Annotated in this window: 18 protein-coding genes and 1 riboswitch; of the genes, 8 read left to right on the top strand and 10 right to left on the bottom strand. The window is 42.8% G+C overall.

Annotated features, from left to right (window positions below; genetic code table 11):
* Nucleotides 1–273: 273 nt before the first annotated feature.
* Nucleotides 274–903, bottom strand: a complete 630-nt coding sequence (locus tag AC4MCC_RS11930) for a hypothetical protein (RefSeq protein ID WP_419374831.1) — start codon at nucleotides 901–903, stop codon at nucleotides 274–276.
* 136 nt (nucleotides 904–1,039) lie between these two features.
* On the opposite strand from AC4MCC_RS11930, the gene baeS reads away from it, so the two are divergent.
* The 4 genes from baeS (at nucleotide 1,040) to AC4MCC_RS11910 (ending at nucleotide 5,579) form a co-directional block, all read left to right on the top strand.
* Complete coding sequence (gene baeS / locus AC4MCC_RS11925; RefSeq protein WP_419363549.1) at nucleotides 1,040–2,704, top strand: sensor histidine kinase efflux regulator BaeS; 1,665 nt, start codon at nucleotides 1,040–1,042, stop codon at nucleotides 2,702–2,704.
* Between the two features lie 14 nt (nucleotides 2,705–2,718).
* A complete protein-coding gene (locus AC4MCC_RS11920) occupies nucleotides 2,719–3,405 on the top strand; it encodes a response regulator (protein ID WP_034704234.1) in 687 nt (228 codons plus the stop codon).
* Between the two features lie 92 nt (nucleotides 3,406–3,497).
* Nucleotides 3,498–4,004, top strand: coding sequence for a GNAT family N-acetyltransferase (locus AC4MCC_RS11915; protein ID WP_491876168.1), 507 nt, complete (start codon nucleotides 3,498–3,500; stop codon nucleotides 4,002–4,004).
* A gap of 219 nt (nucleotides 4,005–4,223) precedes the next feature.
* On the top strand, nucleotides 4,224–5,579 hold the full coding sequence (locus AC4MCC_RS11910) for an amino acid permease (protein ID WP_491885346.1): 1,356 nt from the start codon (nucleotides 4,224–4,226) through the stop codon (nucleotides 5,577–5,579).
* A gap of 180 nt (nucleotides 5,580–5,759) precedes the next feature.
* On the opposite strand, the gene AC4MCC_RS11905 is transcribed toward AC4MCC_RS11910, so the two are convergent.
* From AC4MCC_RS11905 to AC4MCC_RS11875, 7 genes are all read right to left on the bottom strand, one after another.
* On the bottom strand, nucleotides 5,760–6,227 hold the full coding sequence (locus AC4MCC_RS11905; RefSeq protein ID WP_491885345.1) for a GNAT family N-acetyltransferase: 468 nt from the start codon (nucleotides 6,225–6,227) through the stop codon (nucleotides 5,760–5,762).
* 15 nt (nucleotides 6,228–6,242) lie between these two features.
* Nucleotides 6,243–6,617, bottom strand: a complete 375-nt coding sequence (locus AC4MCC_RS11900) for an MmcQ/YjbR family DNA-binding protein (protein WP_491885344.1) — start codon at nucleotides 6,615–6,617, stop codon at nucleotides 6,243–6,245.
* 76 nt (nucleotides 6,618–6,693) lie between these two features.
* On the bottom strand, nucleotides 6,694–8,139 hold the full coding sequence (locus AC4MCC_RS11895) for a protein adenylyltransferase SelO (protein WP_491885343.1): 1,446 nt from the start codon (nucleotides 8,137–8,139) through the stop codon (nucleotides 6,694–6,696).
* Between the two features lie 138 nt (nucleotides 8,140–8,277).
* A complete protein-coding gene (locus tag AC4MCC_RS11890) occupies nucleotides 8,278–9,444 on the bottom strand; it encodes an acyl-CoA desaturase (protein WP_104495369.1) in 1,167 nt (388 codons plus the stop codon).
* 424 nt (nucleotides 9,445–9,868) lie between these two features.
* Nucleotides 9,869–10,582: a glycerophosphodiester phosphodiesterase gene (locus AC4MCC_RS11885; RefSeq protein ID WP_491885342.1), complete on the bottom strand. Its 714-nt coding sequence runs from the start codon at nucleotides 10,580–10,582 to the stop codon at nucleotides 9,869–9,871.
* Between the two features lie 145 nt (nucleotides 10,583–10,727).
* A complete protein-coding gene (locus tag AC4MCC_RS11880; protein WP_180002334.1) occupies nucleotides 10,728–11,312 on the bottom strand; it encodes a cob(I)yrinic acid a,c-diamide adenosyltransferase in 585 nt (194 codons plus the stop codon).
* A gap of 95 nt (nucleotides 11,313–11,407) precedes the next feature.
* Entirely contained in the window at nucleotides 11,408–13,231 is a 1,824-nt protein-coding gene (locus AC4MCC_RS11875; RefSeq protein ID WP_419365852.1) for a TonB-dependent receptor plug domain-containing protein, read from the bottom strand.
* Nucleotides 13,232–13,269: 38 nt separating this feature from the next.
* Nucleotides 13,270–13,481: riboswitch (cobalamin riboswitch) on the bottom strand.
* Between the two features lie 143 nt (nucleotides 13,482–13,624).
* On the opposite strand from AC4MCC_RS11875, the gene AC4MCC_RS11870 reads away from it, so the two are divergent.
* From AC4MCC_RS11870 to AC4MCC_RS11860, 3 genes are all read left to right on the top strand, one after another.
* On the top strand, nucleotides 13,625–14,269 hold the full coding sequence (locus AC4MCC_RS11870; RefSeq protein ID WP_491885341.1) for a phosphoribosylanthranilate isomerase: 645 nt from the start codon (nucleotides 13,625–13,627) through the stop codon (nucleotides 14,267–14,269).
* Entirely contained in the window at nucleotides 14,250–15,494 is a 1,245-nt protein-coding gene (gene trpB / locus AC4MCC_RS11865) for a tryptophan synthase subunit beta (RefSeq protein ID WP_491885340.1), read from the top strand. The genes AC4MCC_RS11870 and trpB overlap by 20 nt, the downstream gene beginning before the upstream one ends.
* Nucleotides 15,495–15,854: 360 nt before the next feature.
* Nucleotides 15,855–16,847 carry a DUF2804 domain-containing protein gene (locus AC4MCC_RS11860; RefSeq protein ID WP_419365851.1) on the top strand — a complete coding sequence of 331 codons (993 nt, stop codon included), beginning with the start codon at nucleotides 15,855–15,857 and terminating at the stop codon, nucleotides 16,845–16,847.
* Between the two features lie 64 nt (nucleotides 16,848–16,911).
* On the opposite strand, the gene AC4MCC_RS11855 is transcribed toward AC4MCC_RS11860, so the two are convergent.
* Entirely contained in the window at nucleotides 16,912–17,790 is an 879-nt protein-coding gene (locus AC4MCC_RS11855) for a metal-dependent hydrolase (protein ID WP_180168061.1), read from the bottom strand.
* A 140-nt stretch (nucleotides 17,791–17,930) separates the two neighbouring features.
* Between AC4MCC_RS11855 and AC4MCC_RS11850 the strand changes: the two genes are divergently transcribed.
* Nucleotides 17,931–18,968, top strand: a complete 1,038-nt coding sequence (locus AC4MCC_RS11850) for a helix-turn-helix domain-containing protein (RefSeq protein WP_491885339.1) — start codon at nucleotides 17,931–17,933, stop codon at nucleotides 18,966–18,968.
* Between the two features lie 40 nt (nucleotides 18,969–19,008).
* Here the strand turns inward: AC4MCC_RS11850 and AC4MCC_RS11845 are convergent, their stop codons facing one another.
* Nucleotides 19,009–20,340: a Na+/H+ antiporter NhaC family protein gene (locus tag AC4MCC_RS11845; protein WP_491885338.1), complete on the bottom strand. Its 1,332-nt coding sequence runs from the start codon at nucleotides 20,338–20,340 to the stop codon at nucleotides 19,009–19,011.
* Nucleotides 20,341–20,477: the final 137 nt, after the last annotated feature.

Raw genomic sequence — 20,477 nt, 5'->3', positions numbered from 1 at the left:
CATCCTAAATTAATTGAAACGTGCCTTCAGTGACACGTATTGCTATGAATCTAATCGTGCAACATCTTGCCCAGCCATACAAGCTTTCAGGCGGCTTTCTTGGTGACTATAAAGTCAAAGATTAATCTGCACAGAACAGTAAACATATTGACTGCAAAGACTTTTGTAGAAATTAGCAGAACATGAATGGTCAAAAGAGGACTGAGGAGTCAGCCATAAAAAAAGGCACCCGAAGGTGCCTGAATTTGAAGGAATAAGAAACGTAGAAGAAGATCAAGATGCAGCTTTAGTCATCTTAATGGGTGCATTCGGCTGGAAGTGCACGATACATTGACCATCAATGGTTTGAGTACCCGCTTTCACTTGAACGGCCTTGCCGTGGGTTTGACCTTTACAAGCGTTGGCAAACGCAGTTTGTAGAGCCTGACGTTCTGATAAACGCTGATCATACTGTTTAACCATTTCTGCACGTTGACTATCCGTTAATGCTTCTCCACGGTTCATACCACCTCGGAATTCACCACGCATTGGACGATGTTCACCGCGCATACCACGGAATTCACCACGTTGACCTTTCATGCCTTTATGGTCAGGTTTGAAAGAAATCTTGCATTGACCATCAATAGTCTTATCACCCGCCTTGATTTGGACTGCACTACCTACAGCTTTACCGTCACAGGCCTGTTGAATCTGTTTATGCAATTGCATGCGTTCTGCACGAGCGGCTTTGAATTGTTCGCGTTGCTCTGGAGTGAGACGATGCTGTTTTTGACCTTCATGATGTTTCATCATGCGAGAATGATCTTTCTGCTCATTCACGTTGCTAGTAGATTGACAGGCAGTCAATGCACCCATCGATAAAACGCTGGCACTGATTAAGGCGATTTTTGTCATTGCTTTCATGTTTTTACCCCATTCAAGAGCTGATTTTTTTGATGAGTAAAGATTAAATAATAAAGATGAAGAAACAATGGAGAGTTTTTTAAGTCTGTGTTCGCTACAATAATGAATATAGAGAAGAAAAACTGAGATTTTTACTTTGAAGATTCGTCGTATTCCGATTGCATTACGTCTGTTTTTGACTGTTTTATTGACCACCCTGGTAATTACTACGGTGAGTCTGGGCGTATTGCATCTGAATATGCAGCGCAACTTTACCCGCTATGTGGCGGATGTAGAAATGCAGAAGCTGGATCATGTGATCGAGAATCTGGCTGATGTCTATACGGTATATGAAGACTGGGGTAATGCCATTCAGGCGCAGATTCTGCAAATCGAAGGTGAAGCCGCACCGGATGATTATGACCGTTTATCGCGCTGGTGGTTGCGCCGTCAGTATGATATTGCCTTGCAGCAGCGTTACTTTCAGGAGCAAACTTTAGCCACTGTAGCGCCTTCAAGTATGGTCGAGCCAAATCTGACACCGCGCTCAGTCAATGAAGAAGAATTGCGTATTCTGGCATCTAACCTGCCTTCACAATTCCAGCCCTTTGAAGGTTTAAGATTTCCACTTAGCTCCAATCAGAACCTGTTTAGAACTGACCGTAAAGACAATAATGGCGGTCAACAGCCGGTTCAGCAGCCCACTGGCAAGAAGCAGTTTATCCAGATGCCAGACCGTCTGGGTCTGAGTTCACGCCTGTCACTCTATGATGCCAAACGTCGTTTTGTAGTAGGCGAAGCATCTGATGAGCAGATTTCCTATCGTCCAATTATGGTTGAAAACCAGGTGGTCGGTTATCTGGGCTTGAAACCGGTTTTAGACCAAGATGATGCTTTAAGTATTAATTTCTTTAGTAATCAGAAACGTTACCTATTTTTAGTTTATGGTTTAAGTATTCTAGCCAGTCTGATTGCTGCATTATTACTGGCAACTTATTTTAAAAAACCGATTCAGCGTTTGTTGAACGGTACGCGTGAATTGACTCGTGGTAATTATCAGCATCAGGTGAAAGTGAAACGTAATGATGAGCTGGGTGATCTGTCTAATGAGCTGAATCAACTGGCCGTGATTTTGGATCAGCATGAAACTTCACGCCGTCAGTGGGTAGCAGATACCTCACATGAACTGAAAACTCCGCTGGCAGTCTTGCAGGCACAGATTGAAGCGATGCAGGATGGAATCCGTAAACCGACACCAGAGCATTTTGCGTCGATGTTGGCACAGGTAACCAGCCTGAAAAAATTGACTCAGGACTTGGCAGCTCTAGCGCAGGCTGATGCCCAGCAATTACAGTTCTATTATGCAACTGTAAATCCATGGGATGTGGTGCAGCAGGAATTAATGAACTTTCAGCCTAAATTTGAACAGGCTGACCTGAAAGTGACTGTTGAAGGTGACGGTGCTGAAGTTGATCTGGATCTGGACCGTTTCAAGCAGATCGTAGCCAACCTGCTCAGCAACAGTATTCGTTATACAGAAGCCGGTGGCCAGGTACATATTCATACCGAACAGAATGAGAAAGAATGGACCTTATATGTCGATGACAGTCCATTCGGTCTGACTGATGAGCAGCTGGCTCGCATTGGTGAACGTTTCTATCGTGTCGATGATTCGCGTACTCGTGCCACCGGTGGGACAGGCTTGGGTCTGGCCTTATCTTGTAAAATTACTCAGGCTATGGGTGGTAGCTTAAGCTTTGCACATTCACCATTAGGTGGTTTACGATGCAAACTAAGCTTTCCTAAACAAATGAAACTATAAAGGAAAATATATTCATGAAACATATCATGCTGGTTGAAGACGAAGTCGAACTTGCCCTGTTGGTGCGAGATTATCTAGAGGCTGCTGGTTTTGAAGTCAGCGTGTTTCATGATGGGCAAGAAGCATATAACAGTTTTACCCAGCGTAAACCAAGCCTGATGATCCTGGACCTGATGGTGCCACGTATGGATGGTCTGACCATTTGCCGTAAAGTACGTGAACAGTCAGACTTGCCGATCATTATGGTGACTGCGCGTACTGAAGAAATTGACCGTGTACTTGGCCTGAATATGGGCGCGGATGACTATATCTGCAAGCCATTTAGTCCAAAAGAACTGGTTGCCCGTGTGCAAGCCGTATTACGCCGTTTAGACCGTAAAGCTGAGCCGGAAAGTAATGATCTGTTCCGTATGGATAAATCACAACAGCGTATCTGGTATCAGCAAAAAGCCTTGAACCTGACACCGACTGAATTCCGTTTGCTAGAGTTGTTCCTGGAGCATGTCGGCCAGGTGTATTCACGTGCGCAGCTACTTGATCATATCAATCCGGACAGTTTTGATGTGGCAGACCGTGTGATTGATAGTCATATCAAAAACCTGCGTCGTAAAATTTCAGATGCGGCAGAAACCGGAAACCGTCATGAATGGATTCAGGCCGTTTATGGGGTAGGTTATCGTTTTGAATATCCTGAAGACTGATATTCGAATTAGTTAAAGAAAAGCGGATAGACTTATTGGTTTGTTCGCTTTTTTTTATTTCTGAAAATGATCAATATAAGAGAGCCAAAATAATGAAAATTATTATCCGGGATGAACAGCTAGAAGATATTCCAGCCATTGCTGCTTTGACTCAAGCAGCTTTTCAAAATGCTGCCCATTCAAGTCATACTGAACAATTTATTGTCAATGCTTTGCGCACGCATGGGCAGTTAACGATTTCTCTAGTTGCACTTGAAAATAACCAGTTGGTTGGTCATGTGGCTATTTCACCTGTTAGTATCTCTTCAGGTGAAACTGGCTGGTACGGTCTTGGCCCAATTTCGGTATTACCTGCAAAACAAGGACAGGGAATCGGCACTTTACTTATGCAGGCAGCTTTAGATCGTCTGCAACAGTTAGGTGCTCAAGGATGTGTAGTGCTCGGTGATCCTCAATATTATGGTCGTTTCGGATTTAAGGCTTTTCCAGAACTTTACCTAAAGGATGTTCCACCAGAATACTTTCAAGTCATTGCATTTAATGGATCTATTCCACATGGAGAAGTGGTCTACCATGAGGCGTTTAATGCGACGCAATAATTCAGCAAAAAAGAGCTATTTTTATTTAGAAGTTATAGAGTTTTAAAATAAAAATAGCTTTTAACTAGCATCTATTATGAAATCAATTATTTATATTTCTTTTTATCTTAGTAGATACAAAAAATAAAAGTTTAATAATTAATAACTTAAATTTATGTATTAGTTGATCAGTTGGATACCCGCTACAATTCGGTTTTTTATTCATCATGAGAGCGTGTCTTGGAGAGTGAAACACCGCAACTACAGCGCCGTTTAAAGAACCGTCATATCCAGCTGATTGCTATGGGCGGGGCCATTGGAACCGGATTATTCTTGGGGTCTGCACAGATTATTCAGTCCGCAGGACCTTCTATTATTCTGGGCTATTTGATTGGTGGTTTGATTGCATTTCTAATTATGCGCCAGTTGGGCGAAATGATTGTGCATGAGCCTGTGACTGGTTCATTCAGTTATTTTGCATTTGAATACTGGGGTAAATTTCCAGGCTTTTTAACCGGCTGGAATTACTGGATTTTATATATTCTAGTCGCAATGACAGAGCTGACCGCCATAGGCAAATATATCAATTACTGGTGGCCACATATTCCAGCCTGGGTATCTGTACTCATTTTCTTTTTGGCGGTAACACTTGCCAATCTGGCCAATGTCAAAATTTATGGTGAGTCCGAATTCTGGCTATCGATGATTAAAGTCTTTGCTATCATTGCAATGATTATCTTTGGCATATATTTACTCCTCACTGCCGATGCAACTTCAACCGCTTCGATCAGCAATTTATGGATTCATGGTGGATTTTTTCCGAATGGCTTTGATGGGCTGTTTTATATGCTCGCCTTTATGATGTTTGCTTTTGGTGGTATTGAGCTGATTAGTATGGCAGCGGCAGAAACCGAAAATCCTGACAAGAACATTCCACGTGCCGTGAATCAAACTGTGATTCGGGTATTTTTATTTTATATCTGCTCGCTTGCCGTATTACTTTCACTTGTACCATGGAATCAGCTGAATTTAGGCGATTTAGATCATAGTCCATTTGTAATGATTTTCAGCCAGATGGGGATTGAATGGGCTGCACATTTACTGAATTTCATTATTTTAACTGCTTCACTTTCAGTCTGTAATAGTGGCATGTATGCCAATAGCCGTATGTTGATGGGGCTGGCTCAACAAGGGAATGCACCACAATTATTTAAGAGCGTAAATAAACATGGTGTGCCTGTAGCTGCGGTATTGTTCTCAGCATTTTTGATCTTTGGCTGTGTGATTCTGAATTACTTTGTGCCTGAAAAAGCGTTGAGTTACCTGATTTATATTGTGGTAGCAGCTGCGGTATTGAACTGGATGATGATCAGTTTGATTCATTTGAAATTTAGACAAGCCATCAAACGAAAGGGGATTCAAACCAAATTTCCAGCAATCTTTGCGCCGTTTAGCAACTATTTTGTTTTAGCTTTTATGCTGATGATTTTATACATCATGTGGACACAAGGCTTTATGTTGTCAGTGTTAATGTTGCCGGTGTGGATTGCGGTGTTGTTTGGCGTGTTTAAGTTTCTGAATAAAAGGAATGCTTAAGCCTAAAATCTCCAATCAGAAGAAGCCCGACCAGAAATGATTGGGCTTTTTTCATATTGTCGCAATATCTAAAGCTTTTAGATGAGTTAAGGTTTATTTTGATCTTAGTGGCAGAATATACTGAATACAGTCTTTAAGGTCATTTCCCAATAAAGGAAAGATGGTCCAAGCACGAAGCAGTTACTGTTTATGAAAACCTGTTTTTTCTAATACTTGTCTTGACGCTAAATGTTCAGTAGCACAAAAGGTTTCAATTTTATTGAGTTTTTTAGTCTGTTTTAAAAATTGGATTACCGAAGTCATCGCTTCACACATAAAACCTTGTCCCTGATAAGGAGTTCCAAGCCCGAAGTGAATTTCCCCAATGTCATGCCTTTGTATAAAGATCAAAATACCTATGGGTTGCTGAGTTAAATGATCTGCAATAATCCACATAAACTCAGGATCTGAGTTTTCCCACTTTTGCCTTGCCCAGTTTTCTATAGTTTGTCGAGTTTGAGTTTGGTTCTGATGTGGATGTCTTTGCAAATATTTTGAAGCTGCTAGATCGCTGAAATAGTTTTGAAATAAATTGATTTCATCACCACAGTGGTAGGAGCGGAGAATTAAACGCTTTGTCCTTAATGTTATTGGCTTGATCTTAGTCATCGGTGGTATCTGCACTTATTTTTCTAATGTTCGTAATAATTCAATTCGTACTTTTTCTGCTTTCTTTAATTTCGATATTACTAATTCATAAGAATTCTGTACTAGGTCCTCAACCAGAGATTCATCCAGTTCATTATTTTCATACACTGAAATCCAGTGCTGTTTATTCATATGCCAGCCTGTATGGATGTAAGAGTAAATATCTTGCAGCATAGCACCATAATCAGGCGCTATTTTTAAATTAATGACAGCTTTGCCTTGAAGATAGAACTGAAGCATAAAGACTTTATCTAGCACTTTGAATACATCACAACCTTCACCGAAAGGCTGAGTCACAGTGACTTCAGGTAAACTTATCGCTATCTGTGCTGAGATTTGATGTAAGGTCATAAGTTATGAATAAATCAAAATAAAACTGTGGATAATGCTTAAATTATCCACAGTTTTTCATTGCCTTGTGAATAAATTAAGATGAACAACTCACCATGACTTCAGGCACGTCACTCGGCAATGGCCCTAGATCTTCAGGGTTTTCCATATTTGGCTGTTTTAAATAAGGCTGACTCAATAATTTAAACAGGCGGTCGACTTCGGAAAAGTCATCCCGCTCAGCCAGTTCAATTGCTTTTTGTGCCATATGATTGCGCAGGATATAGTGTGGATTGACGAGTTGCATGGCAACATCTAATTCTTCAATATCCTGATGTTCGCGGATCGCTTCATATTGAGTCAGGAATGCTTCAAACTGACGGCGATCCAAACAATCATCCTTGATTGCTTCATATTCATGATTTTGCAGACGAATAAAGCTTTGCGTATAGTCGAGTTGCTCGCTTTGCAAGATTCTGAGAAAAGCCATAGCGCAGTCAAAGCTGTCTTTGTGAAAACTCGGTAAGCCCATTTTCTGGTTTAGGCCATACTTATAATGTTCCAGGAAGGTCGGTTCATAATGTTCCAGACATTGAGCCAGATCCTGTTTCCATTGTTCTTCATCATAGTTTTCAGGACATAATGGAATCAGGTTATTCAGCCACATCCACAAGTTCCAGTGGCCGATACTTGGTTGCTGCTGATAAGTATAGCGACCCTGATAATCCGAGTGGTTATTAATCCAGTTGGGACGGAACCGCTCCATAAACCCATACGGGCCAAAGTCTAGTGTTGAACCGGTAATATTCAGGTTGTCAGTGTTCATGACACCATGAGCAAATCCAACTAGTTGCCATTTGGCAATCATCACTGCCGTGCGCTGAATCACTTGAGTAGCAAATGCCAGAATAGGCTGTTCTGCTTGCAGACATTGCGGATAATGCCATTCCATACATTTTTGTGTGAATACAGGCAATAGGTCTGGCTGATACTGATTGATCCATTCAAAATGTCCAAACCGGATATGACAGTCAGACGTCCGTAATAGCATCGCGCCCGGTTCCAGTTTTTCACGCTGTACGCCTTGAGCGGAAGAGGTAAAGCCAACCGCATTACTGGATTCTACACCTAGTGCATTTAAGCCATGTCCGGCCAGATATTCCCGAATCACCGAGCGTAACACCGCACGACCATCTCCCATACGTGAATAAGGCGTTGCACCAGCACCTTTTAAATGCAGGTCAATGGTCTGGTTATCTTTATCCAGAATCTGGGCGATCAGTAGACCACGTCCATCACCCAATTGACCCGCCCATTGACCAAACTGATGGCCAGCATAAACCATGGCCAAAGGTTCAAACTCAGTAAAGGTTTTTTGACCACTACAGATTTCGACCCATTGTGCTTTATCTTCTTCAGACCATTGCAGTTGCTCAGCAAGTGCAGCATTAAAATGTCCCGCTTTAGCACCTTTTAAAGGCAGTGGGGGCTGATGATGATAAAGGCGAGAAGGGAGAGTTTGATATCGGGAATTAAAATACATGGCAGTTAAAATACTTAGGCAATAGAAGCAATATAACAAAGATCTTTGTTTAAAACTGTTGTAAAAGGAAAGTATAAGTAAGACGAGTAGAAATAAAAAAAGCCCCTGATTTCAGGAGCTTTTTTGAGAATCTAAATCTTATTGAGAGACAGGCGCTTTTTTCAAATTACGTACTAACAGATTCAGTGTTTCACGATGATGGGAAAGACGCTGTTCAACCAGCTGGAATTCAACTTTAAGTTTGTCATCCATCTGGTGAATCTTTTCTGCCACAGCAGCCTTTTTCACCTGAATTTCCTGTTCTTTCAGTTTGGCCCAGTCATTCAATGTTTGAGTAAAGGCTTCATATTCCTGAGCAATCTTACTTTTTACATTGATAATGTCTTCATTGACATTATGACCATATACCGCCAGATCCTGCTCAGCATATTTAAACTTCATTGCCAGTTCAGCTTTTTTGATATTAAAGCTTGGAATACGGCGCAGATTTTTAGCCAGACCCAGTTTAGAGCAAGTCCAGATTAACCATTTAGTTGGGTCATATTGCCACCATTTTACGCCATTACGATAATCGTACTGGAAGATGTGATGATAGTTATGATAACCCTCACCCCAAGTTGCAATCGCTAACCAGAAGTTGTCACGTGCAGTGTTTTCATCCGTATAAGGACGTGAACCCCACATATGGCAGAGTGAGTTGATGAAGAAGGTCACGTGATGGCTCAGGATCAAACGAACCAGACCACCCAATAATAATACACCCCAGACATCGCCTACAGCCCAGCCAATTGGCAATAGAATCGCAGCATGTACTGCAATGACTAGAGGCACATAGTATTTGTGCTGGAACATAACGACTTTGTCGTTTTGCAGGTCTGGTGCATTCTTATAGTTTGGCTCTGCAGCAGGGTAGTCACGCAGCATCCAGCCCAAGTGCGCATACCAGAAGCCGTTATTAATTGAATATGGGTCTTTTTCCACGTCATCGACATGACGGTGATGGGTACGGTGACCTGAACCCCAGTACAGAATACTGTTCTGCACCGCAAAGGTACCCATGATCATTAAAATGATTTTTAAAGGTAAAGTCGCTTCATAAGCACGATGTGCCCAAAGACGATGATAGCCCGCTGTAATCCCCAGGCTACTAACGCCGAGCAAAACAAACATACTGATCCAAGCGGCAAGGCTAAAATCATGGTGATACGCATATAACGGAATCGCGATAACAGCTACAATGGGTAAAACTACCAGAGCAAACACAGCGACCCAGTTAATTGGGGCTTGAGGTAGGGGAGCATTCATCTCCAACAGCACTCCTGGAACCTGGGAAGGTATAACAAAAAGCAGAGGCCGCTATTGTTTATTTTAACAGCGGTTAAGTCATTCATATTAGCACGCCCCCTAGAGCATCACTAGCATTATTGTACGGTTGTATTGTACTTATCGGTAACAGAATAAGTAGGATGAAAACTACCATTTTCACGGGCTAGACAGGCTCTGATTTCCGAGTAAATCACTGAGATTTTTGAAGCTTTTAATCAAATTTATTTTCTTAAAATGAGTCAAATGAATGTTCATTTTTTCTACTAGATTGCAGAGAAATAAATTTGTAAGCAAACCCGTAACCCAAAGTTAAACAAGATTACAGACATGCATGCTTCTTTAAATAATTTTTCAAGGCTTAAAGAAAAATAATCTATATATAGAATCTTGCATTTTGGGTCATTTAAAGATGTTGCATCATTAGCTTCGGATAATCGGTAATGAGACCCTGAATACCCCAGTCGCGTAATTCTTTGGCACGATTAACATCATTTACGGTCCAGACGCTGATGGTGAGTTCGGCAGCTTGTGTGGCCTGAATAATATCTTTGTTGGCCAGTTCATTCATCCAGCCAATCTGGCAGCAACCAAGTTCCAAGGCTTGATCAATTGCCTGATATTTCACATCTGTTTCAATCAGAAGGCCGCGTTTTAAACTGGAATTTTGCTGTTGCAAGGCCTGATGGATTTTTGGATCAAAACTGGTGATTACAACTGACCGCTCATAACCCTGTAACTGCTGTTCAAGCTCAAGCGTGATTTTTTCGGCATCGGCCTGGCTCGCTACACTTTTGACTTCAACTTCAATATGGTCAAAGTTGTGAATCACAGTTAAGGTCTGATCCAGCATGGGGGTCGCTTCGACCTTGTTCCATTCTGACCATTTCACTGCGTGGTTATATTGACTGAGATCCTGACGGCTACATTCGTAGAGGGGTTTTTGCAAACCGGTAGTCCGTACAAAGTTATCATCATGCATGATGATGAGGGCATTGTCTTTAAGCTGGCGTACGTCAAATTCAACCGCACGAATCCCGATATCCTGAATATATTGAAAACCGCCTAGTGTATTTTCAGGTGCTTCCCCACGCGCACCGCGATGTCCGATTATGCGCATGCTGCGATAACCTGAAGAAGTGAAGATGAAAACATAATGATGAAGAGTTGTGACAGGAGTATTGCAATATTCTGCGCCTGAAACACTTTGTTGCAAATACTGTTGGCGCAGAATTTTCCGTGCAATTTAATACATTTTAGCGGATTTATTGATCAATAGTCTCGTTGATATTTTTTTGCCATAACACCTCAGAACCACCTTCAACACGTTGCAAGGTGCGTGAAGCCACAAACAGCCAGTCAGATAGGCGATTTAATAGCTGCAGGGAAGTCGCCTGAATATTCTGGTCGCGTGAGTGAACTGACATCACGCTGCGCTCTGCACGACGGCACACGGCACGGGCTTGATGAGCAAAACTGCAAACTAAAGTACCCGCAGGCAAAATAAAATCTTTCAGCATCGGCAAAGCTTCATTCATACGATCGATGTCATTTTCCAGAAAATCAATCGAGACTGGTTGAACCAGGTTAAAGCCAGGGATACACACTTCACCACCCAGATCAAACAGCCAGTGCTGGATCAGGCTTAAAGATTTATCCCAGGTCGCTTTATCCTGAATGCTGCTTGCCGCGATTTGTGCGCGTAAAACCCCAATGATGGCATTTAGCTCATCCACATCACCGAGCGCGGTAATACGCAAGTCGTCTTTGGCAACGCGTGAGCCATCACCCAATCCTGTGGTGCCTGAGTCGCCAGTGCGGGTATAGATCTTACTTAAACGGTGGCCCATATAAGTTCCTTAAATGATTAAATGCTGTCAATAAAAAGAATCATGCCATAGGCATGACATGATTCTCAAAAGTATTTGCTTGGATTTGGGCGAGTTTAATATTTAAAGGTCACACCGGCAGAAGCGAGTCGGCCTTCATCAACATAATAATTATTCCAGTTGTATTCGATCTTATGACGAACATCACCGACATTTTCTATGTTGGTAAATACTTTGACATGTGGGTTGATATTCCAGTAAGCATTTAAATCGACGGTCGCATAGCCCGGATTATGGTCTGAATCACTCCAGCTTTTTGACTTGGAACGGGCAATAAGAGAAGCACTCATCCCATAAATTTCATTTTCCAAACCTGTGGTCAGAGTGAGGGTTTGACGTGGTCGTTTAGCTAACTCAATATTCGTTTTGCTATCTTTAGCTTGTACATACGCAAAAGCAGTATCGATGAACCAATCGTCTTGTTTCCAGTTCCATGCAAGCTCGCCACCACGAAGCGTTGCTTCGCTGATGTTATTTAACTTGCCATCAACTTTTTGGATCATGTTATCCACTTCGTTTTGATACACGGAAAGTGAAATAGATGAGTTTTGAGTGAGGGCCTGGTCGAAGCCAATTTCATAAGACAGACTTTCTTCGGCTTTTAAATTTGGATTTGCAGATTCACCACTGTACAGCTCATTTAAGTTTGGTGAACGAAAAGCTGAACCAATATTCGTATAGACGCTGAGTTGAGGTGATATTGCATAACGTGCAGCAGCTTGCCCTACAGTATGAGAGCCATATTTCTCGTTATCTTCAACACGGATGCCGAGTTGAGTATTGAGTTTATCTGATTGATATTGATGCTGTGTGTAATATCCTTGAGAGGAAACATCACCTTTGTAGGCAACTCCATAAGAAAGAACATCACCATCAAGATTGCTATGCGTTGTCCCTAGTAAAATATGATGCTGATCATTTAGATTGAGTTTGGCATACAATTCTGCTTCTTGAGTAGTGCTATATGAATAATCGACCTGACCTAGATAATTCGTAGCATTTTGATCTAATTGATCGTCAAACTGGGATAAGCGAGCATTGAGTTCTAATTGTGAGCCTAGGTTAATTCGTCCTCTCAGGTTAACCATTTCATTTTCAAAATCTTGTGAAGTGAGGCTACCTGCATTGTAATCACTTGTGCCTTTATTTTGGCTGTAATCGAGAGATAAGCCATATTGGTCTTTGTGGACGCCAAATTTTGTGCTGAAACCTTTTTGGTCAAAGGAGTAATTTTCATCTTCATCATCTAGAACAGATTTTCCGTCAGTTTCCAGGCGTTGACCACGGATTTGGGCATAAAAACCATCTTCAGCTAAATCGGCACCCACGAGTGATTTGTAAGTTTTATTCTCGCCAATTTCACCTGTTATAAATGCACCTGATTGTTCAGGTGTTTTAGAAATCATATGAATGACGCCGCCAATGGCATCTGTACCATATAAAACTGATGCTGGACCCTTCAGAATTTCAATTTGCTTGATATCGGTAGTATCAATAAAAGGGAGAGAAGCTGAACTGCTTAAAGCAGTATTCAATCGCATGCCATCACGCAGAACGAGTGTATGTGACGAGCTTGTGCCTCGCATAAAAATAGAGGATTGTTGTCCATAACCGCCTAGTTGAGCGACGTTTAAAGCAGCCTCTTTTTTCAATAAGTTTGGCAATGAAGCAATAGAGGATTGCTCAAGAGTCGCAGGTTCAATCACTGAAATTCGCGCAGGTACATTTTCAATGTTTTCTGCAGAGCGAGTTGCCGTGACTACAATGGTATCTAAAGAGGCTTTTGCAACTTTTTGCTCGGCGGCATGAACAGATGAAGTAAAACCCAACGCAAGTGCGATCGCACCTACCAAGGCAGTAGGTTGAAATGGAATAGACATGAGATGTGCTCCATACATTCACTCCCCGTGAATGATTGAGTTAAAGAACACAACAAGCAGGTATCCGGACTTAAATGCAGTATTGAAACTCATACTTACTTATCCACCTTCCCACATATTGATGCAGTGATGTAAATCCTGAAGATTTATAAAGACAAGCTTTTCATTTTTTACCGTTGCGGGGGCAGTGTTGGATTTGCACCAACTTCCCTAAAGCCTTAAGGCCTTGACTCGTTGCAAATTGTAGCAAGTATAAGGTTTGCTTATGACTTAAACAATCAAGATCAAGAATAATCCGTATGAACTTTACGCAAGATCGATGATTTGCATTACAATGATTCACCCCAATCTTATAGATTACTTGATATCTTGGTAAATCAGAGCCAACACTATATGCGAACCCGTGCCAAAATCTGTGGAATCACCCGAGTTGAAGATGTCCAAGCTGTTGCGAATGCCGGCTGTGATGCCATTGGATTTGTGTTCTATCCACCGAGTCCACGTAGCGTGACTCAGGCACAAGCTGAAGTATTGGCCAAAGCAGTGCCAGCTTATATTCAAGTGGTTGGCTTATTTGTTAATAGTACGGCAGATAAAATCCAGGATATTTTAAAAACTGTTCCGCTGGATATTCTGCAGTTTCATGGTGATGAAAGCCCGGAACAATGTCAGGTTATCGCAAAGCAGGTTGGGCGTCGCTGGTATAAAGCGATTCAGGTCAAACCTGATCTGGACGTAGTTGCTGAAATTCAACGTTATCAGACAGCAGGGGCCAGCGCAGTACTGTTAGACGCTTGGCATCCTGATTTAAAAGGTGGCACCGGACACAGCTTTGACTGGAGCACCTTTCCTCAATTAGATATTCCCTTGATCCTGGCTGGGGGCTTAAACCCGGACAATATCGAGCAGGCAATTCACACCACACAGGCTTATGCTGTTGATGTTAGTGGTGGTGTCGAATCCGCAAAAGGTATAAAAGACCAACAACTCATAGAACGCTTTATGCAAGGAGTCCATCGTGGATCAGCAAAGTACTAATCACAACAAGCCCGTGATTGACTATACCCAATTCCCGGATGAGCGTGGACATTTCGGTATCCATGGCGGGCGTTTTGTGTCAGAAACTCTGATGGCGGCTTTACAAGATCTGGAAAAGCTTTATTTCCGCATGAAAGATGATGAACAGTTTCTGGCAGAATTCGACCGTGATCTAGCCTACTATGTAGGTCGTCCTAGTCCTTTATATCATGCTGAACGATGGTCAAAAGAGTTGGGTGGCGCACAAATTTACTTGAAGCGTGAAGACCTGAACCATACCGGCTCGCATAAGGTAAATAATACGATTGGTCAGGCTTTGCTGGCGAAATTGTCGGGTAAAAAACGTATTATTGCGGAAACCGGGGCAGGTCAGCACGGGGTTGCGACAGCAACCATCGCAGCACGTTTGGGTCTGGAATGCGTCGTGTATATGGGTGCCGATGACGTGAAGCGTCAGGCGATGAACGTGTATCGCATGCGTCTGCTCGGTGCCACTGTCGTGCCGGTACAAAGTGGCTCTAAAACACTGAAAGATGCCATGAATGAAGCGATGCGTGACTGGGTTACTAACGTTGACTCAACTTATTATGTGATTGGTACGGTGGCTGGTCCACACCCATATCCACAATTGGTTCGTGACTTCCAGTCTATTATTGGCCGTGAAGCACGCCGTCAGATTCAGGAACAGGCAGGTCGTCTTCCAGATGCATTGGTTGCTTGTGTCGGTGGTGGTTCGAATGCAATGGGCTTGTTCTATCCTTTCCTGAACGATCAGGATGTGAAAATGTATGGTGTTGAAGCGGCAGGTTTAGGGATCGAAACGGGCAAGCACTCTGCACCACTGAATGCGGGTCACGTCGGTGTACTGCATGGTAACCGTACGTATCTGATGTCTGATAAAGAAGGCCAGATCATTGAAACGCATTCAATTTCTGCCGGTCTGGATTATCCAGGCGTAGGTCCGGAACACAGCTTCCTGAAAGATATGGAACGCGTGAACTACGTGCCAATCAATGACCAGGAAGCATTACAAGGTTTCCGTGACCTGACCAAGATCGAAGGGATCATTCCTGCGCTTGAAAGTTCACATGCGATGGCCTACGTAACGAAACTCGCTCCGACTATGGACAAGGATCAAATCATTATTGCCACCGTTTCTGGTCGTGGTGATAAAGACTTGATGACTGTTGCCCGTATTGATGGCGTGGAAATGGTTGAGATGTAAAATCTCCCTCAGCCCCTCTTTTCAAAGAGGGGAGAAAGCCCTCCTTTCTAAAAGGGGGGTAGGGTGGAATAAGAAAAATCGTGTTGGATTATTCAGCACGATTTTTTTATTTTTATAGATAGGAAAATTTTTAAAGATTAAGAGGAAGAAGCAATCTGGCTAAAAATGGGATAAAAACTATTCAAGTTCTGGATAAAACAGCAAAAAATCAGTTCTTCATCTATAAAATTAAAAGGGTTGTTTTAAGCAGAATTGGCCGGAAGAACTGACGAACGGTTTTAAAAAATTCTTTATCAAATCTCAATAATCGGCATAATAGCTTCAAGCAAAAATAGTTTTTGATTGAGATGGAATGTCTTAATGGATTTAATTCAGGAAAATGGACAACCACGTTACGGACGTTTCAAGGAAATTCCAAAAAGTATTGATTACAATGCGTACCAGTACAAAAATCCCTATGGTGATGTACTCAAGGGATGGCGTAAGCAACTAAAATATAAAAAATTTAAATTCTGTAGTATTCAACACGAGCATTATACGATTGGCCTTGCGATTGCGGATATTGCTTGGGCCGGGCACAGTTTTTTCTATATCTATAATCATAGCACCAATGAAGTACAGGAATGGAATGCGATCAATTTCTTCTCGCGCAATACGGTGCTAGATGAACAGCCATTGTTTAATCATAGTTATTTTCATAAATCTCCCTTTCAGATTGATATCCAGCATGCCAATGGGGTGCGTTATATCCATGTGACCAAATATGGTGAAATCAAGCTTAGTGCCCGAATTTTCTGTGCAGGTACAGATCCGCTGAGTATGTGCAGTCCGACCGGAATCAATGGCTGGACCTATACCCAGAAATTGACCACTTTGGGTTGTGAAGGTTATTTCGTAAATAAGCAGGGTGAAACCATCCAGTTTAATGAGCGCACCTTCGCCTCTCTGGATGATACCTGCGGCTTTTTGCGTCCTGAAACTGCCTGGTTCTGGCTATCTTGTAATTTCTGGGATACCAATCGTAACCGTATCGGGATCAATCTCGCTTCCGGCGTCAATGAAAGCTTTGGCAATGAAAACTGTTTGTGGGTAAATGGCAAAATTTATCCTGTGGCGGATGTATTGTTTCAGCAGGAATCTGACGAACGCTGGAACATCCAGTCATTAGATGGCTGTTTGAACCTGAATGTACACACAGGCTGGCGCCGTTATGAAAATCTGAATCTGCGTCTGGTCGGCAGTCAGTTTAGTCAGTGGCAAGCGAAAGTATCTGGTACTATCCGGCAAGATGGCCAAGATATTGTACTGGTCAATGAATATGGACTTTTAGAACAGCACTATGCTAAATGGTAATTCATTTTTCCAACTTCTAAATCTAAAAAAGCCTTCGATTCTGAAGGCTTTTTGATTTCTATATTCAATCTTCTGCAGCTTGCCAGAGTGCTTCTCCAGCCTGAATGGGATCACCGGTTTCAGCCAGCGTCTTTATCCAGATATCATATTGCGCAATCACCGGATGCTGGCTTGGATGAAAGTCTTTTTTAAACCAGTCACGATACTGTTTACTCATACGGGTCAGCGTGCCTTTTTTGCCAAAGAACCATGGCAGGCCACGGATATTCATCTGTAGACGTTGGCGAGGTGTAAATCCGTCATGCTTTAACATCACATTGGCACGATAAATGGTAAAGCCGATCATCAATGCACTGGTCCACGCCAGGGTAAATTTACGCAGATTTTCTGGTACATCCCCGACCTGTTGCATGACATCAAAGGCCACATCACGATGTTCCATTTCCTCAATCGCATGCCAGGCGAATAGGGCGCGTACATAAGGATGCGCTTCTCTCAAGGTGTCTTTATAAGAATAGAAAGTTTCTGCCATGAGGGCCGTCATATGCTCAGCCGCAGCGGTCATGGCAATGTTATATTGAGGTGAACGTCTTTCCAGTTCAAATTTAAACATCTTGTTTAAGCGCTGAATAAACTGATCGACCGGCATGCCTTGTTCCCGCATCAGGTTATTCATCTTGTCATGGGCAATGCCATGCTGGGCTTCTTGACGGATAAAATCCGCTACCCGTTTCTGTAAATCTGGATCTTTGATCTGGTCGCGGAACAGACGCACACTCTGAATGAAATAACGTTCACCATCCGGAAAAGTCAGGCTGAGCGCATCAAACATACGGGTCAGGAATGGATCGCCACCAAACCAGTAACGCGGAATTTCACTCAGCTTAAAATCAAGATTACTGCGTACCACAGGCTGTACGGAAGATTTTAAAGGTGCGTTCATCTGCTTTCATTCTTTTTCTGAAGATGCTGACAGTATGTTCAGAATTGCACAAATTGTTTTGACAGATATGGCCAATTTTTATACATTTTACGCCAGAGAAAAATAAAATATACATTCGCAGCGGAGACAGGGACGCGCTCATGCAGGACATCAAAATCTCTAATGGCTATATCCAGCTATGGGCCACCTATTTACGTAGCTTAAATATAGAACCTTTAACCGCAAAGTTTCTTACAGATCTACGACCTCAGCTCAGTGGACTGATTGATCAGCCTTTTGATGCGCAAGTTCCGCTGGATTTTCTCAATAGCATCCTGTTAAGAACCCAAAAACAGCTAGCATGTCCACAGTTAATTTTTGAAATTGTGCAATGTATTCGGCCAGAACATTTTGGTGTACTGGGCTATATGGTATCCAAAAGCAGCAGTATTCCTGAGATCATCGGCTATATCATGCGTTTTCAACGACTGGTCATTGATGGGAGTGAGTTTGTCCCATTGCAACTGAGACAGCATGCACAGAGTATTGAGTTATATTGGGTCTATCAGGATGAGCGTTATAACCTGCTGAATGAGCTGACCATCGCGGCCATGGTGCAATTGGGGCGTTTTATTTTGCAGGATCATCCTTTGCTCTTGCGTCGGGTGCGTTTTGCCCATGCTCCTGAAATTGCCCGAATTCATTATCAGAAATTCTATGCTGCGGAAGTGCAGTTTTCACAGCAGGATTATGGCTTCGAACTGGATATACAGGGACTGAACCTGAAATCGGAACAGGCCGATCCAATGCTATTACAGTTATTGATTCGTCAGGCTGAAGAAGCGATTGCAGCCAAACCGCCTGTGGAAAGTATTTTGAGCCAAGCCCAAAAAGTGGTTGCGGAGCATCTAAGAAGCAGACAGCAGGCCATTAAAGTTGAACAGCTGGCCGAGCAACTGTTTGTATCGACCCGCACTTTGCAACGTCAATTAAATGAACAGGGTATTTCTTTTAAAAAACTGTTGGAACAGGAAAGGATCAAGCGCTGTGAAAGCTTATTGCATCAGCCCCTAAGCCTGACCGAGATCGCTCAGCAACTGGATTATTCTGACCAGTCGGCTTTGGCCCGAGCCTATAAGGCGGCAACAGGCCGGACTTTATTGCAATATAGAAAACAATTAAAACAGGATCAGGCATAAAAAAACGACCGTCATTGGCCGCTTTATCTTATGACTTAATTTAAGCTGTTTTTAATTTAGGGTACCGGAAAGTAATTGCGATCACTGCAAATATTGCCAGAATCCAGCAATAATACACGCCTCCGATTAGCTCGACAGGAGAAAGTTTGGCAATTGAACAGGCCAGTAATAATTGTGCGCCATAAGGAATCAGGCCCTGTACCACACAGGAGAAAATATCCATCAGGGCGGCGGCACGTTTTGGATCAACCCCGTATTCTTTCGCCACTTCACGGGCCATGTCCCCGGCCAGAATAATCGCGACAGTATTATTTGCCACAAACAGGTTGGAAAATACGACCAAGAAACTGATCCCGATTTCACCGGCACGTTGACGGCCCACTTTAAATAAGCGAGTCAGCACGTAGATGCGTTCGATCAGCCAGCGTAGGCCACCTTCACGTTGCATGATCGCAGACAGGCCACCCAAGAACATGGATAACAACGCCACTTCAAACATGCCGACAAAGCCGTCATAAATGGAAGTGTTCAGCTTGAGGATATTGAAGTCTGGCGTTGCAAATAGCCCAAATAAACCCGATAACACGACACCGATGGTTAAAACCGCCAGAACATGCAGGCGGCTAAAAGCCAGTAAAAAGACCGCAATATAAGGCAGGACCAGGATCCAGTTAAAGTCCTTGTATTCTACTGGACTGGAACTGCCAGCATTGAAGATATAGATCAAAATCGTGACGATGGAAGCCGGCACAGCAATCCAGACATTGACGCTGAATTTGTCACGTAACTGAACTTTCTGGCTGCTGGTTGCGGCAATGGTGGTGTCGGAAATCATGGACAGGTTATCACCGAACATCGCTCCACCGACCACGGCGCCAATTGCATAAACTACCGGAATCTCGGTCACTTGTGCAAAGCCAAAGGCAATCGGTGCACAGGCGGCAATGGTTCCCATAGAGGTACCCATCGCCGTCGCAATAAATGCCGAGATCACAAAAAGCATTGGTAACACAAAGCTTGGAGGAATGACAGACAGGCCCATTTGTACGGTGGCATCAACACTGCCAATGGCACTGCTAACACTGGCAAAAGCACCGGCCAGCATAAACACCATGAACATCAGGATCAGGTTGGGATGGCTGGCACCTTTAAGAAATTCTTCAATACCCTGATTGAGTTTGCCACGATACACTAATGCAGCCAAGATAATCGCGGGCAGGGCGGCAACAGGTGCTTTAATCTGATAAAACGCAAATTCAGTTCCGATCAAAGAATGATAGATCCCGCTACCTAAAAAGATGGTTAAAAATACAATAAGCGGCAGCAGTGCAATGGCGCGTGCCTGCACTGTACCTTCAGAGTCAGTCTGCATAGGAGATAAAAAAATAAGAGAATGGGGCTAGTATAAAACAGGTTTTGCAATTTCAGAAAACTTTAAATGAATGCGCTAACATCTGCATTTTTATTAATTTTTCCATGATAAAAATAAGTTTATCTAAATATTCAACA

This window comes from Acinetobacter sp. CAU_H_56 (assembly GCF_058599425.1).
This window is presented reverse-complemented; position numbering and strand designations above follow the sequence as displayed.

Bases quoted from the DNA above. Each gene is read 5' to 3' on its own strand.
- AC4MCC_RS11930 (WP_419374831.1), bottom strand. From the start codon at position 903: ATGAAAGCAATGACAAAAATCGCCTTAATCAGTGCCAGCGTTTTATCG.
- AC4MCC_RS11920 (WP_034704234.1), top strand. From the start codon at position 2,719: ATGAAACATATCATGCTGGTTGAAGACGAAGTCGAACTTGCCCTGTTG.
- AC4MCC_RS11915 (WP_491876168.1), top strand. From the start codon at position 3,498: ATGAAAATTATTATCCGGGATGAACAGCTAGAAGATATTCCAGCCATT.
- AC4MCC_RS11905 (WP_491885345.1), bottom strand. From the start codon at position 6,227: ATGACTAAGATCAAGCCAATAACATTAAGGACAAAGCGTTTAATTCTC.
- AC4MCC_RS11900 (WP_491885344.1), bottom strand. From the start codon at position 6,617: ATGACCTTACATCAAATCTCAGCACAGATAGCGATAAGTTTACCTGAA.
- AC4MCC_RS11895 (WP_491885343.1), bottom strand. From the start codon at position 8,139: ATGTATTTTAATTCCCGATATCAAACTCTCCCTTCTCGCCTTTATCAT.
- AC4MCC_RS11890 (WP_104495369.1), bottom strand. From the start codon at position 9,444: ATGAATGCTCCCCTACCTCAAGCCCCAATTAACTGGGTCGCTGTGTTT.
- AC4MCC_RS11885 (WP_491885342.1), bottom strand. From the start codon at position 10,582: ATGCGCATAATCGGACATCGCGGTGCGCGTGGGGAAGCACCTGAAAAT.
- AC4MCC_RS11880 (WP_180002334.1), bottom strand. From the start codon at position 11,312: ATGGGCCACCGTTTAAGTAAGATCTATACCCGCACTGGCGACTCAGGC.
- AC4MCC_RS11875 (WP_419365852.1), bottom strand. From the start codon at position 13,231: ATGTCTATTCCATTTCAACCTACTGCCTTGGTAGGTGCGATCGCACTT.
- AC4MCC_RS11870 (WP_491885341.1), top strand. From the start codon at position 13,625: ATGCGAACCCGTGCCAAAATCTGTGGAATCACCCGAGTTGAAGATGTC.
- AC4MCC_RS11860 (WP_419365851.1), top strand. From the start codon at position 15,855: ATGGATTTAATTCAGGAAAATGGACAACCACGTTACGGACGTTTCAAG.
- AC4MCC_RS11855 (WP_180168061.1), bottom strand. From the start codon at position 17,790: ATGAACGCACCTTTAAAATCTTCCGTACAGCCTGTGGTACGCAGTAAT.
- AC4MCC_RS11850 (WP_491885339.1), top strand. From the start codon at position 17,931: ATGCAGGACATCAAAATCTCTAATGGCTATATCCAGCTATGGGCCACC.
- AC4MCC_RS11845 (WP_491885338.1), bottom strand. From the start codon at position 20,340: ATGCAGACTGACTCTGAAGGTACAGTGCAGGCACGCGCCATTGCACTG.